The 13,872-nt window shown below is 36.7% G+C and carries 13 protein-coding genes and 1 pseudogene; 4 read left to right on the top strand and 10 right to left on the bottom strand.

Features of this window, described 5'->3' with window-relative positions; translation table 11 throughout:
- Positions 1-75 precede the first annotated feature (75 nt).
- From QUF93_RS19275 to acnA, 5 genes are all read right to left on the bottom strand, one after another.
- Positions 76-549, bottom strand: a complete 474-nt coding sequence (locus QUF93_RS19275; RefSeq protein WP_289359862.1) for a hypothetical protein — start codon at positions 547-549, stop codon at positions 76-78.
- On the bottom strand, positions 521-2,653 hold the full coding sequence (locus tag QUF93_RS19280; RefSeq protein WP_088059688.1) for a site-specific integrase: 2,133 nt from the start codon (positions 2,651-2,653) through the stop codon (positions 521-523). The genes QUF93_RS19275 and QUF93_RS19280 overlap by 29 nt, the downstream gene beginning before the upstream one ends.
- Positions 2,650-4,011, bottom strand: a complete 1,362-nt coding sequence (locus QUF93_RS19285) for a tyrosine-type recombinase/integrase (protein WP_289375796.1) — start codon at positions 4,009-4,011, stop codon at positions 2,650-2,652. Before QUF93_RS19285 ends, QUF93_RS19280 begins: the two co-directional genes overlap by 4 nt.
- Positions 4,012-4,044: 33 nt before the next feature.
- Positions 4,045-4,599, bottom strand: coding sequence for a helix-turn-helix domain-containing protein (locus tag QUF93_RS19290; protein WP_088059692.1), 555 nt, complete (start codon positions 4,597-4,599; stop codon positions 4,045-4,047).
- Between the two features lie 322 nt (positions 4,600-4,921).
- Complete coding sequence (gene acnA / locus QUF93_RS19295; RefSeq protein ID WP_289359863.1) at positions 4,922-7,645, bottom strand: aconitate hydratase AcnA; 2,724 nt, start codon at positions 7,643-7,645, stop codon at positions 4,922-4,924.
- 289 nt (positions 7,646-7,934) lie between these two features.
- On the opposite strand from acnA, the gene sspO reads away from it, so the two are divergent.
- Positions 7,935-8,084, top strand: coding sequence for a small acid-soluble spore protein SspO (gene sspO / locus QUF93_RS19300; protein WP_002121377.1), 150 nt, complete (start codon positions 7,935-7,937; stop codon positions 8,082-8,084).
- Between the two features lie 37 nt (positions 8,085-8,121).
- Here the strand turns inward: sspO and pdaB are convergent, their stop codons facing one another.
- Positions 8,122-8,847, bottom strand: coding sequence for a polysaccharide deacetylase family sporulation protein PdaB (pdaB, locus tag QUF93_RS19305; RefSeq protein WP_080018457.1), 726 nt, complete (start codon positions 8,845-8,847; stop codon positions 8,122-8,124).
- Between the two features lie 47 nt (positions 8,848-8,894).
- Positions 8,895-9,158: a hypothetical protein gene (locus QUF93_RS19310; protein ID WP_128282419.1), complete on the bottom strand. Its 264-nt coding sequence runs from the start codon at positions 9,156-9,158 to the stop codon at positions 8,895-8,897.
- A gap of 121 nt (positions 9,159-9,279) precedes the next feature.
- On the opposite strand from QUF93_RS19310, the gene QUF93_RS19315 reads away from it, so the two are divergent.
- Complete coding sequence (locus QUF93_RS19315; protein ID WP_000517651.1) at positions 9,280-9,402, top strand: small acid-soluble spore protein P; 123 nt, start codon at positions 9,280-9,282, stop codon at positions 9,400-9,402.
- Between the two features lie 124 nt (positions 9,403-9,526).
- Positions 9,527-9,907 (top strand): Hsp20/alpha crystallin family protein, encoded by a 381-nt coding sequence (locus QUF93_RS19320; RefSeq protein ID WP_289359864.1) that lies wholly within the window; start codon positions 9,527-9,529, stop codon positions 9,905-9,907.
- A gap of 200 nt (positions 9,908-10,107) precedes the next feature.
- On the opposite strand, the gene QUF93_RS19325 is transcribed toward QUF93_RS19320, so the two are convergent.
- Together QUF93_RS19325 and QUF93_RS19330 are read right to left on the bottom strand one after the other, a co-directional pair.
- Positions 10,108-11,346: an MDR family MFS transporter gene (locus QUF93_RS19325; protein ID WP_289359865.1), complete on the bottom strand. Its 1,239-nt coding sequence runs from the start codon at positions 11,344-11,346 to the stop codon at positions 10,108-10,110.
- A 222-nt stretch (positions 11,347-11,568) separates the two neighbouring features.
- Entirely contained in the window at positions 11,569-11,976 is a 408-nt protein-coding gene (locus QUF93_RS19330; protein ID WP_289359866.1) for a hypothetical protein, read from the bottom strand.
- Between the two features lie 137 nt (positions 11,977-12,113).
- On the opposite strand from QUF93_RS19330, the gene QUF93_RS19335 reads away from it, so the two are divergent.
- Positions 12,114-13,316, top strand: a complete 1,203-nt coding sequence (locus QUF93_RS19335) for an alanyl-tRNA editing protein (protein ID WP_289359867.1) — start codon at positions 12,114-12,116, stop codon at positions 13,314-13,316.
- A 44-nt stretch (positions 13,317-13,360) separates the two neighbouring features.
- On the opposite strand, the pseudogene QUF93_RS19340 reads toward QUF93_RS19335, so the two are convergent.
- Positions 13,361-13,803 (bottom strand): annotated as a pseudogene (locus tag QUF93_RS19340) (NUDIX domain-containing protein).
- Positions 13,804-13,872 lie beyond the last annotated feature (69 nt).

Below are 13,872 nucleotides of genomic sequence, written 5' to 3' on the forward strand. Positions count from 1 at the left end.
CTCTCTTCGTATGACCTGTATAATTTCTAAAATAAATCCTATGGTATCCCTCTGAATTTGTTTTCATTATATGACTTACTTAAATTGCTCAAATTGCTTTCCTGCCCACGTTTTATTATTTTCTGCAATATATTGTTCTGCCAAAATCAATCGCTGTACAATCTCTTTCTTAGACATATTCATATACTTTCGTTCGGTGTTTTCTAAATTTCGGTCTGAACGTATACGTCGATAATCAACGGGAGTAACTGCAACTGAACGCTTTTGTGCAGATTTATTGGAATTTGATTTTTTCTTGTATGTTTTGCTATGTTGCTTATAATACCCATTCAATTCTTGATTTGTACTAATCGTATTACGATGAATCCCTTTCCCTTCGGGATCAATCTCTTTTGACTTCTCTGATACAGTCTTGAGTGTAACAGGGAGGTTTTGTTTGACCAGAAGGTCAATTGCCTCCTTTCCTAAAAAGAGAGAACGCTGGCTGCGAGATTCATGAACCTCTTTGAGCCACGTTCGGTTATCTTTTGAAGGAAACGTCTGGTTCATATGTCTGTTCCTCCCGATATTTCTCAATCAATTCAATTTCCTTTAACTCGTTTCTCGCAAGTTTCCTCATCTGTTTCGCCTTGCTTACTTCGAATGTCAAACCCAAGGAAGCATACCGCTTTTCCCTATCCCTAGATAACTCAATTGTTTCAATGAGTTCATGTTTCTTCTCAGGTTGCGGAATTTTTGCTACACATCCCAAACATGCCATTTTTACAGGACATACTTTATCTGTGACGCAAGTACCGCCCAACACATTGTTATATACACCTACTTTGGCTTTGTGTTTCTCCCATTCCCGCTGAAGTTCTTCAGGACTGCGAAGAATCGCTTCATCCAAGTCAACATAGTTTGAAATTACACCGTGCAATTCTTCAACCTTTTCAGCTACTTGACTTGGAGTGGGTTCAGAGTAATACCTTGTTACATTCAAATCACGCTGATGGAGAATTTTCGCTACAATATCAACGGGAATTTCCTGACGTTGAACAGCTTCTGTTGCAAACGCATGACGCAGTAAGTGTGTTTTAAGGATTACAGGTTTTCCTTCTTGTGTCTCGAAATGTAATCCATGCAAGAGAAAACGGAGACATGAATGAATGGTTCTTTCCTTAAGTCCTTTCTTATTGTATTGAAAGAAATAAGGCTTTGGCTCTGGAAATAGGTGTTTCCTGTCACCTTCATACTTTACACTTGGCAGTGCTCCTTGATAATGCTCTTTCAGCATTGAATTGACTCTCTTTATTATGTCAAAGGTTTGCTTGCTAATTGTGTAAGACTCAACCGTATCTCGTCCTTTTGGAATAACGTAGAAGGAATACTTTAAATCGCCACCTACATTCATAGCTCGCAAGCAATCCTTTGCACTGTTAATTTGTAGTAGTTCATTGACTCTTGCTCCTGTTGTCGTCAAAATGTCTACCGCTAATAGACCGAAGACTGATGCGGCATAGAATGCCTCTACATCAAATAGAATACCGTCAACTTTATCACTATGAAGAGAAATAAAAGCACTTAGAGATAGAACTCCTTTGTGATAAGAGTGAAAAGGGCTAGGATTGCTGGTTGATCCTTTTTCGCCATATCCCCATGCGTTTAAGAGCTGTCTTTTCCGTTCAATCTCTTTCTCTGTCGCGTTTTGCTCCCACCTTCCTAATAGGCCTTCTTGCAAGATTTCTGCAAACCATAGACCTTCCGCTACATCATCATCTTCCAATCGTTCGGCTTTTACAAACTCTACAAAGTAATGATTGTTGGCCTTCGAATACGTCCTTGTTCGCTGTTCAGCTGATGTTACAATAGATTCTGTAAATTTCTCTTTCTGGTACAGAACAAAGGAAGATTTGTTCCATAAGCGGAAATAAAACCGCTCCCCGATGCGTTTAGGTTCATCATAATGAAATTCTATAGGTAATGTGACCTCTCTCTTTTCCGCTTGCTTACAAGCCATCAAAAAGGCTTCTCGCAATCGTTTCATCTGATTCCATCGAAAGTTTGCTTCAGCCCGAATTTGAGGAAGGTAAGGAACAATGGCATCCGTTTCACTCTTGCGAGTATTTTGAGCTTGTTCTCTTGCTTGTTTAGAAAACGAAAAATCTCGGCTATCAAACGTAGGTGTAGGGAATAAGAATTGTTGAAAATACTCCTGTTGTTCTTGGTTTAATTTTGACGTGAACCATTTTTTAGTCGAGTAAGAAACGGATGTGTACAATCTTAAAAATGCAGTTCTTTGATTATTTGAATGTTCAGGGTAAATAAGACATTTCAAATAATCATACATGTGTTTTTCTGTATCAAAATCAGCAAAAGTTTGTAAATCATAAGCATGGAATATACCCTTGATTCTTGAACATAATAAACGAAGTTGGCTTGCTATGGTATTAGTATCTAAATTTCTGTCTCCGTTAATAAGCATCGTAAATAAAATTTGATTCTGCCAAGGGGTCTTTAGACACTGATTGAGAAAATATTTTATAGGTTTTCCATCCAGTTTATCTAACAAAAACACGCCTCTGTTATCCTGCAAATGAAGAATATGTTCATCCACCTTTCCTTTTAGGCCATTATAAAATGGGGAGGTAGGCAAATCTGTTATTGTTGTCATAATTCATCCTCCAAATCATCCAATAGAGCTTGTATATCCACTTCTAACTCTATGTCTTTTGCTGTGTCTATAACGGTCAGAGCTGGCTTTTTTGTTCGTTTTTGTTTTATCTGCTTCATGTATTCTTTTTCTTTCTCTGCTATATGTTCCAGCATCTTGTCATGAAAACCTCGATGCCTTTCCTCGTCAAAGTGGTGTTCATACACTTCAATCGTGTCTTTTTGTCTCCATTTCATGTATGTAATAAGTTCATTTTTACGTTGGACAATTTCTGCATCAGTTTTGGAGACATTATAAATTCCACGCATACTTGTCGTAACAAACCAATGTCTTGTTTTGTGCGGATTTAACCTTATGTCCATCAACGTCATGACCTTATTCCAGTGCGGATACCAGGTCTGATATGACAACGGTGTTCCTCGTTCCGTCAGGAACATGGGTGCATCGTTAGGTAGGGAATCAAAATCCTGCCCTAAAGGGTCAAATAGTTTTCGCCCCTTGTTGATATATTGAAACAGGAGTTTCGTGGTGTCTTTGCTAAAGCGAAGAAATTTCACTCTGCGACCGTGACTCCCTTTATTAAACGTGCTGACTTCTTGAAAGGACTTACGGGAACGATAGTCCCCAATCGTAAGTTCAATTACTTCAGATGCCCTTGCTCCTGTCTCAAATAACATACGAGCGATGACCTTCTCCCGCAATGACCAATTTGCTTGATTGCCTGCCTGTTTGACTTTATGGTAGAGAAGAGGATCATCAATGATTTCAGGCTGCCATTCCTCGTTAATGAGCTTGAAGTAGGAATCTGTCAAGCGTCTATGCACAAGTGGGTCTTCTGTTCCTGCTTCGGCAGGCATTCGCGGTTTGTTTTCTCTTACACCTTCGGTATTTGTTTTATAATCATCTAATATCGCATGAGAGTCGATAAGAGGATTGGAATAACTATACTGTCTCAGCGTAATCAAGGACTTATAAAACGACTTAAGAGCGGAAAGAAAGCGATGAACCGTACTCGGACTTTTATTGGAACGATTGATAAAACGAAAAGAATCCTTTTCTCGAACTTTACAAGCCATTTCATCCATCAAATAATCTTCTACAGCAATCCGTATGACTTCTGGAGAATCACTCCACTGCACACGTTTCCCTTGATAATTGCTGTGTTTATCCAACCAACTAAAGAATGATAGAAGGCATTGTAGATACGACAAAGCCGAACTCTCTGAGATTTTCCTGCTGACATCATCATAAAAGTCAGTTAGCGGTAAAAAAGGTTCGTTACTAGCGTTAAATACGAGCAATTTGTATCGGCTTTGAACATCTTTTGGACAATATAAGTGGTAATAACTATTTTGCATTTTCACAACCTCTTGTCAGACGAATTAAGTAAATCATTCTTCCAACCAATTGAAGAGAGGCACTTTTGGTTGATATTCATGCTGTTTCTGATTCCCCATTTCCTCGTAATCCTGTTGGGTAAGGTCGTAGATATGTTCACTTTGTTTCTTTGATAATTTGACAGGGACAGTTGTTGGACTCCAATCCTCTCGAATGGCTTTCTTAATAAACCCGTCAGGATTTTTTACTTTTGTAGCGGATTGTTGCATAATCAGTAGGATTTCTAGGGTTCGTTTAATTCCGACAACGGACAGAAGAGTAAGGATTTCCACCGTAGGAGATGTCAATGTGACTGCCTTATATGCTAATTTTACTAACTCCCATTCCTCAACCTCTTGTTGTGCCACTGGCGGACTTTTCTGATGATTTTCTTTTACAAACCCTATTTCTTGCTTAATATGTACAAAGTCGCTTTCAGGAATCTTCCATCCTTGCTTGTCACTATTGCGAAATGCGTTCGGAAACTTGCCAGAGCGTAGCCATCGCTTAATTGTTTCTTCATGTTTCCCTAAAGCGGTCGCCATCTCTTTCACTGTATATACTTTCATCTAAGCACCTCTAATTAGATTGAAAATTCAAAAATATATTCTTATTATAACTAAAGTAATTGTTGCTGTAAATGTACTTTTCATGAGGATGTGTTGTTGTTGTAAATGAGGTCATCTAGAGGTCTGTAAAATTAAAAAAGTATACCACTTTCATTAAGTAATGTACCAATATTTATATAATATGTAACATTATATAAGTTCTTTACTCTTAGTAAGGAAAGAGAACTATTAATCATTCTTTATTTTACAGAGTAGTTTCATCCCTTTCTATAAAATAAGGAAGCTAACATACGTTAGCTTCCTTATTGTTCATTTCAATTATTTAGTTCGACACTTTAGACTCTTCAATTTTCTCACGAAGAACCATTTGCAGGATACCACCGTGACGGTAGTAGTCAATTTCAACTTCACTATCGAAACGAGCTACTACTTCAAATTGTTTTTCATTACCATCTGCATCGGTTGCAACTACTTTTACAAGATCGCGTGGTCTAACTGTTTTGTCAATTTGAATTTCAAATGACTCGTTACCAACAAGACCTAATGTTTCAGCGCTGTCGCCATCTTTAAATTGTAATGGTAATACGCCCATTAATACTAAGTTACTGCGGTGAATACGCTCGAAACTTTCTGCGATTACTGCTTTAATACCTAATAAGTTTGTACCTTTCGCAGCCCAGTCACGAGAACTTCCCATACCGTAATCTTTACCAGCAACAACTAGAAGGCCTGTGCCATCTTCTTTATATTTCATAGCAGCATCATAGATAGATGTTACTTCACCAGTTGGCCAATATGTTGTATATCCACCTTCTGTTCCTGGTGCGATTTGGTTTTTAATACGGATGTTTGCAAATGTACCACGCATCATAACTTCATGGTTACCACGACGAGAACCGTAAGAGTTGAAGTCAACTGGTTGTACGCCGTTTTCTAGTAAGTAACGTCCAGCTGGTGTATGCTTACCGATTGAACCTGCTGGTGAAATGTGGTCTGTCGTTACAGAGTCACCAAATTTACCAACTATGCGTAAACCTGATAATGTTTCAACTTCACCTGGCTCTTTAGATAAACCTTCAAAGAATGGTGGGTTTTGAATATAAGTTGAGTCATTATCCCAAGTATATAAAGCTTCATTTGAAGTTTGAATTTCATTCCAACGCTCATTGCTGTTAAATACTTGTGCATATTCTTTTTTGAATAATTCAGATGTAACAACACTTTGAACTACATCTTCAATTTCTTTAGCTGATGGCCAAATATCATTGAAGTAAACAGCATTACCATTTGCATCTTTACCGATTTCATCATTTTTCAGGTCAATATCAACAGTACCTGCAAGTGCATATGCCACAACAAGTGGTGGTGATGCTAAGTAGTTTGCTTTTACAAGTGGATGAATACGGCCTTCAAAGTTACGGTTACCAGATAAAACAGATGTTACTAGTAAGTCGTTTGCTGCGATTGCTTCTTCTAATTCCTCTGCTAATGGGCCAGAGTTACCGATACAAGTCGTACAGCCGTAACCAACTGTTTGGAAACCTAATTGATCTAAATACGTTGTTAAACCAGACTTATCTAAGTACTCTGTAACAACTTTAGATCCTGGTGCTAATGATGTTTTTACGTAACCAGGTACTTTAAGTCCTTTTTCAATTGCTTTCTTCGCAACTAAACCTGCTCCAATTAATACGTATGGATTTGAAGTATTTGTACAGCTTGTAATCGCAGCGATTGCAATTCCACCTGTTTTCATCGTTACTTCTTGATCTTTTAATGTAACTTTCACTTCTTTATCAAACTCTTGCTCATTGAATCCAAGTCCTTGTGTTCCAACTGGTGCTACAACAGCTTTGTGGAACTCCTCTTTCATATTTGAAAGCGGGATTAAATCTTGCGGACGTTTCGGTCCAGAAAGATTAGATTCAATTGTATTTAAATCAATTTCAACAAGATCAGTGTAGATTGGATCTTTGCTGTCTGCTGTATAGAATAAGCCATTTGCTTTACAGTATTCTTCAACAACACGAATTTGCTCTTCATCTCTACCTGTTAAACGTAAGTATTCTAATGAAATGTCGTCGATTGGGAAGAATCCACAAGTTGCACCGTATTCTGGTGCCATATTTGAAATTGTTGCGCGGTCAGCTAAAGGCATGCTCTGTAGTCCATTACCGAAGAACTCAACAAATTTACCAACTACACCTTTTTGACGTAACACTTGTGTTACTTTTAATGCAACATCAGTTGCTGTTGTACCACTTGGAAGTGTACCAGTTAATTTCACACCGATTACTTCAGGTACTGGGAAATATGAAGGCTGTCCAAGCATTCCTGCTTCTGCTTCAATACCACCAACGCCCCATCCAAGAACACCGATACCATTAATCATTGTTGTATGTGAGTCTGTTCCAACTAATGAATCTGGGTATGCAACTAAGTCACCTTCAGCATTTTTCACCGCATGAACAACCGGTGCTAAATATTCAAGATTTACTTGGTGTACAATACCTGTTGCTGGTGGAACTGCACGGTAGTTATCAAATGATTTCTGTGCCCAGCTTAAAAATTTATAACGTTCTTCATTACGTTTAAACTCTAAGTCCATGTTGAATTCAAGCGAGTCTGCTGTACCCGCTCTATCAACCTGTACAGAGTGGTCAATTACAAGGTCTACAGTAATTTCTGGATTAATTTTATCAGGATCCCCGCCCATATCTGCCATTGCTTTACGAAGCGAAGCCAAATCTACAACAGCTGGAACACCTGTGAAGTCTTGTAAGATTACACGAGATGGTTTAAATGGAACATCGATATCTTGAACATCTTTCGTTCCCCATTTCGCTAAATTTGTAACATGTTCTTCTGTAATTACGCGTCCATCTACTTGACGAAGTACAGATTCAAGTAAAACTTTAACGGAATATGGTAATTGAGATACGTTGCCAACCCCTGCGTTTTCAAGCGCTTTCAATTGATAATAATGATACGTCTTTCCATCTAGTTCAAAAGTTGCACGTGATTGAAATGGATTATGTTTGACCATTATGTTTCCCCCCTGTTAAACGTGACTAAGTTGTCTGAATATAAAATGTAGACAAACTTTTCAATACCTTACGATAATATTTTATTACAACTTTCTAAATAAGTAAATAATAAGAAACTTATGGATTATCATAAGTTTTCTTTATCTTTCTAAATTTGAATAGTGTCCATGCTCTTTATTAATACTATTACCATAAAGTAAAGCACTCTTTCAGCGTTTTACTTTACGTTCATATATGCTATGAACAACTCATGGTTCGTCTATAAAAAACATTATAGAGGTGAGAAAAATGGGTAAACGAAAAGCCAATCATATTATTTCAGGAATGAATGCTGCATCTGCACAAGGACAAGGAGCTGGTTATAATGAAGAGTTCGCAAATGAACCTTTAACACCAGCGCAGCGACAAAATAATAAGAAACGAAAAAAGAATCAGTAATGAAAAATCCCAAAAGGTGCACCTTTTGGGATTTTCTCTAATGTTTATAACGTAACAATTCCGAAACTGTTACAAATCGATACCCCTGCTTTTTCAGCTCAGGTAAAATTTTTGCTAATGCCTCCACTGTTTGACTACGATCACTTCCTCCATCGTGCAACAGTACAATATCTCCACTTTTAGCATTTTTCACAACATGATTTACAATGGATTCTGTACCTGGATTCGCCCAATCACGAGGGTCTTGATGCCATGACCATAGAACAATTTGATACCCAGCTTTTTTTGCCGTAGTAAATACAGCATCATTAATATATCCACCTGGTGGACGGAACAATAAAGGTTCTTTCGCCCATTTTTCAAAATATTTCTTTCCATTTAAAATATCATTTTCTAATTTTTCATCTGATGAATTGCTCGCATACAAATGATTCATCGTATGATTTCCAACTTCATGTCCTTCTTTCAACACTTGCTTTACTAGATATGGATTACGCTGAACTCGAAATCCAATCATAAAAAAAGTCGCTTCTGCCTTATATTGATGTAATAAATCTAGAATTTGCGGTGTGTATGTTGGATCTGGTCCATCATCAAATGTGATTGCAATGACCTTTTCATTATTTGGCACTTCCCACGTTACATAGCCAGTTGGCTCTAACTCTTTTCTTAACAACATTTTAGCTTCCACTTTATCCACTTGAAATATATGTACTGCACAAATTAAAGAAAAAATTAGTAGAATAATTTTTTGTTTCTGCATATTAGCGCCAAAAGTTTTGAGGTTGTTGAATTCACAACAACCTTCTTTCACTTTTCTAATTGATCAACGTTTTGCATTATATTTTGGAGATTACTTTCATATTGCTCAAGTTGTGGACGCTGCGTTTCTGATGCTACTTCAAGTGCATTTTGAATCTGTTCGTACGCCTCCTGAACTTCTTGGCGCAACTCTTTTAAGTCATGACCGTAATTCGGATCATTTTTCACAATATTATTAAATGTATTTTCCGCTTGAACAACTCCTTGCTGTGCTGCTTGAAAAGCTTGTTGCTTATCTTTATGATATGGCATTATACTTTCCCCTTTCTGTAATAGTTAGTCCCATTTATCTTTACCTTTTTTTCTAAAAACATTCTCGTATAAATTCGCAAACTTCTCTCATTCTAAAGAGAAAGAGGAGGTGTCACATACAATGGGAAAAAACAATCGCGAATCTAAAGAAAAAAAAGGACAACCTGAACCATTAAGCGGATCTCATAAAGTAAAAAACCGTAACCATTCACGCCAAAAAAATCATGCGCATCATGATATGTAAAACAGAGCATTCACACTAGCTACCTTTACCACATACAATGTTTATATTTTTCCATTTATTCTTCACCCCTACTTCGTTCATGCATAACATAGTATGAATTGAGATTTTACGGAGGGTGTCTTACATGGGCAAGAAAAAGAAGGATTGTCTTTTTCATGTTGATGGTTTCGAAGAATGGATGGATCAATTTTGTTCCGATTCTTGTAGTAATTTTAGTTTTCCAAATCAAATTCATATTGACCTTTGTGAAACTGAACAAGAATACATTTTGGAAACAGATGTACCAAATGTGACTGAACAAAATGTACTCATTAAAAAGATGGAGACAGGCCTAAACATTTGCATACTTCATAAAAATACTTCTTTACAGCGGATCATTCCTTTACCCACTAATATTATTTATAAGAAGATGCTAGCCTGCTCAGAGAATGGATTTTTAGCCATTCATATTTCCAAAAATGAAGTTGCTAATAAGGATGAAAAGAAAGTTCTTTTTTCAAATTAAGAGTTAAAATAAAGTGAAACTTTAATCAGTGGGTTTTTTCCATCCCCACTGATTATTAGCCTTCACCAATCGGGCTTTTACGGGCCGTTATCTCCCACCTCACTCCCTCGCATTTGCGACTTTTGAGGTGGGAGTCTTACTGCCCGGCAAATAGCGGGATAAATACAAACATAAGCCCCAGTTGGTTACTGGGGCTTATGTTATTTCGCATGCATTTCTATATTAGAATTTCTATCATATCTTTTTTTCAATAACCCTTTTGTAACTAAAAGAACCGGAAATGCTACAATTGAAAATATAGCTAGTGCTGAAAATACTACAAACCCATTTTGATACCCGTAATAATCAAGAAGTACGCCCCCAAACCACGGACCAATTACTCCTCCAATTCCAGAAAAGCCCATCGCTCCAAAATAAGTCCCCTTTAGATGTGAAACAGCTATATCATCAATAAATACATCCGTCATTGAAAACATTAAAACTTCTCCCACTGTAAAAATAAATGTACATACAGCGGCCCCTAACGTAGATTCTACTATTCCAAACCCAAATAATCCCCCACTCACAAATAAAGTCCCAACTATAATTGATACTAACGGTGTATATTTTTTACACGTTTGAATAACAGGATATTGAATTATCACTACAACAATCGCATTTAAAGCTAGCATATATGAGAACAACTTTACTCCATCCTGAAATATATGTGCATTCGCAAAATATTGAGATACTGTCGTCGTTAAATGTGAAAAACCACTATTACTCAAAATAATACCGACTAAAGCAACTAAAAATACGACATCCTTTCGCAATATACGAATTGCATTTAACATTGTAACAGGCTTTTCTGTATTTATTTTCTTTCGTTCCAGTGGATACTTCTTAAATTGGAACGCTAATATAGCTGTATATAAAATGTATACCCCAGCTGCTACTAAAAAAGGAATTGTTGATTTTGCGCTACCAATTTGTAGTCCAACAATTGGTCCGATTGCAACCCCAACATTTATTGCACCGTATCGTAAATTATAGACAAGTAACCGATACTCTGGTTTCGTTAAGTCTGATAATAACGCTCTTGATGTCGGTTCAAAAAATGACTTACATAATCCATTTAAAGCATTTAATAAAAAGAAGCTTAAAACATGATTCGCAAGTGAAAAACCTATAAACACAAAAATCCAAACGATCATGGACCAGATCATAATCGTTTTTCGGCCAAATCGATCCGATAAATTCCCCCCAATAAAACTAGCAAAAACGCCAACAAGTGCACTCGTTCCAATAATAGCCCCTGTCATCCCAGCGGAAACATCTTTTACAGTTGTTAAATAAATCGCTAAAAAAGGGATACTCATTGAAGTAGCAAACCTAGCAAACAATGTCCCTAAAATAATACTCATTCCAAGTGGATGAATATGCTGTAACTTCCCCTTCATCGTTAAACCTACTCTCCCTATTTTCACATAAAGTGAAACTTTAATCAGTGGGGGTTTTCTTCATCTCCCACTGATTATTAGCCTTCACCAATCGGGCGTTTACGGACAGTTGATCCCCCTCCTAACTTCTTTGCTTTCGCTAATTTTTGAGGTGGGGGCTTACTGTCCGGCAAATAGCGGGATAAAAAAAGAAAGCAAAGGATCTGCTTTCTTTTCCTTTTTCTATACTTGAGCTGTTGATACCCGAGCCGTTCTCGTTATGTCCATATCAATTCCATATGTAAACTGTAATTCTTTACAAACATCTTTAATTAAAATTGCAACATTATACTTTTCATTAAATTGTAAAACGATGTTTTCTACTTCTTCGTATGTATACCTATATTCTCCTGTAATGACACTTTTTAAATCAAAGCATTCATTAATGCAAAGTTGTACAAGTAGCTGATCATATTTCTCTATTACATCTTCTTTCTTCCAAAGTAACTCTTTTACATATAACCGATCAAACTTCACACTTTCACGGTTACAATCCGTTAAAATCCGGGTCATTTCATTTAATTCTCGATATAATTCGGAAATATTTCTGCTTAAACTAAGCAATTTATCTACGCCGTTTTCATATAACATGTTCATTCCACCCCCGCATTTTCTTTTTCTTATTATAGCAAGAAAATTCTAAAAATAGTTTCTTTCTTCTGAAATATTAGGAAACTAATTTCGATTGCTTTACAATAAAACTAGTGAACACGAAAGGGGAAAGAAACTTGGAGCACAAATTATATTACACTGACGCTTATAAGACAGACTTTACTACTAAAATTATAAAGCAAGATTATGATGGAGATGGTAACTTATATGTTGTTTTAAATGAAACTGCCTTTTATCCGACGGGTGGTGGGCAGCCGCATGATACTGGAACTTTAAATGGTATTGCTGTATTTGATGTTGAAGAAATCGACGAAGAAATCCGCCACTTCATTGCAGAACAATTACATACAGAAGAAGTAGAAGGTAAAATTAATTGGGAGCGCCGTTTTGATCATATGCAGCAACATGCAGCTCAGCACATTTTATCTGCTGCTTTTTGGGATCATTTTAACATACCCACTATCGGATTCCATCTTGGAAAAGATATAGTAACAATTGATTTAGAAACGGAAAATCTTCCTACAGAAACGGTTGAAAAAGCAGTGCAAATTGCCAACAACATTGTTTTTGAAAACCATCCAATTCGTATAGAGTGGATGAACTTAGAAGAAGCGAAAGCATTACCTCTTCGTAAAGAACCTACTATGACAGAAAATATTCGCGTTGTTATTATCGAAAATTACGACTACAACGGCTGTGGCGGGACGCATCCGAAACGTACAGGTGAAGTAGGGCCTATTCAAGTACTTAGTTGGGAGCGCAATAAAGGTGGTATACGATTAACGTTTATCGCTGGATGGCGCACACTTAAATTAATGGGACAACAGCAACAAATTATGAAAGATGTTTCTAAACAATTAAACAGTAGCGAAACTGATATTCCAGTAAAAGTAGCACAACTTCTTACCTCTCAAAAAGAAAACGAAAAAGCAATACAAACAATGAGTGAAAAATTACTATTTACAGAGGCAAATGAACTATTACAACAGCCTGCAGAAATACATGCTGGAATGCTCATTTCTAAAGTATTTACAAATCGTTCTATGCAAGAAATTGCAAAACTATCAGCTATCATTACAGAACAACAAGAACATGCAATTACGTATTTCGTCATTGAAAATGATGACAAACTACAATGTATTCTCGCTTGCGGAAAAACAGTAACGCTCGATATGAATGCTCTTTTAAAAGATGCTCTTCCTGCAATTGAAGGAAAAGGTGGCGGAAATAAACAGAGTGCTCGCGGCGGTGGGAAAGCGATTATGAGCGGAGATGAGTTTTTAAATCAGCTTGTTTCTTCTTTACAATCAGCGGTGTAAAACATTTTTGTGAAGGATAGCTAATAGCTATCCTTCCTCTATATTTACAGGCCAATATTTCGTTTCAATCCTTGATAACTCCCTGCATTTGCAAACCCTTCATTTACCAGTTTTATAAAAATTTCCGAAAAACCATGATGACTTAATTCTTTGATCGGTATCATTTGCACATCATGAATCGGATTATAATCAAATTCATTAGAAGGAATCATAATTTCACCTGCAACCCTTTCAAGTAAAAATGTAATATGTAATAAAGATGGGCGAGTATCTGGTTTATCACAAACATATAATAGCTTCTGAATCTTAACTTCTAATCCCGTTTCTTCTCTCATTTCTCGAATCATTACTTCTTCTAACGTTCACCGTTCTCTACTCTTCCTCCAGGTAAAGACCAATTTTGGTTAGCAACTTTTTGGTTTACTAGCAACACCTTTTCATCTTCAATTAAAATTTCCGTAACACGAACTTGCATTACATTTTCCATATCCAATCTCCTCTCCCCATTATATTTACAAATTAATCCTTCCATAAAAAGAACATACGTTTTATAATT

The organism is Bacillus hominis (assembly GCF_030348325.1).
Classification (GTDB): Bacteria; Bacillota; Bacilli; order Bacillales; family Bacillaceae_G; genus Bacillus_A; species Bacillus_A hominis.

Coding starts and splice junctions, on each gene's coding strand:
- QUF93_RS19275 (WP_289359862.1), bottom strand. CDS start 549: ATGAACCAGACGTTTCCTTCAAAAGATAACCGAACGTGGCTCAAAGAG.
- QUF93_RS19280 (WP_088059688.1), bottom strand. CDS start 2,653: ATGACAACAATAACAGATTTGCCTACCTCCCCATTTTATAATGGCCTA.
- QUF93_RS19285 (WP_289375796.1), bottom strand. CDS start 4,011: ATGCAAAATAGTTATTACCACTTATATTGTCCAAAAGATGTTCAAAGC.
- QUF93_RS19290 (WP_088059692.1), bottom strand. CDS start 4,599: ATGAAAGTATATACAGTGAAAGAGATGGCGACCGCTTTAGGGAAACAT.
- acnA (WP_289359863.1), bottom strand. CDS start 7,645: ATGGTCAAACATAATCCATTTCAATCACGTGCAACTTTTGAACTAGAT.
- sspO (WP_002121377.1), top strand. CDS start 7,935: ATGGGTAAACGAAAAGCCAATCATATTATTTCAGGAATGAATGCTGCA.
- pdaB (WP_080018457.1), bottom strand. CDS start 8,847: ATGCAGAAACAAAAAATTATTCTACTAATTTTTTCTTTAATTTGTGCA.
- QUF93_RS19310 (WP_128282419.1), bottom strand. CDS start 9,158: ATGCCATATCATAAAGATAAGCAACAAGCTTTTCAAGCAGCACAGCAA.
- QUF93_RS19315 (WP_000517651.1), top strand. CDS start 9,280: ATGGGAAAAAACAATCGCGAATCTAAAGAAAAAAAAGGACAACCTGAA.
- QUF93_RS19320 (WP_289359864.1), top strand. CDS start 9,527: ATGGGCAAGAAAAAGAAGGATTGTCTTTTTCATGTTGATGGTTTCGAA.
- QUF93_RS19325 (WP_289359865.1), bottom strand. CDS start 11,346: ATGAAGGGGAAGTTACAGCATATTCATCCACTTGGAATGAGTATTATT.
- QUF93_RS19330 (WP_289359866.1), bottom strand. CDS start 11,976: ATGTTATATGAAAACGGCGTAGATAAATTGCTTAGTTTAAGCAGAAAT.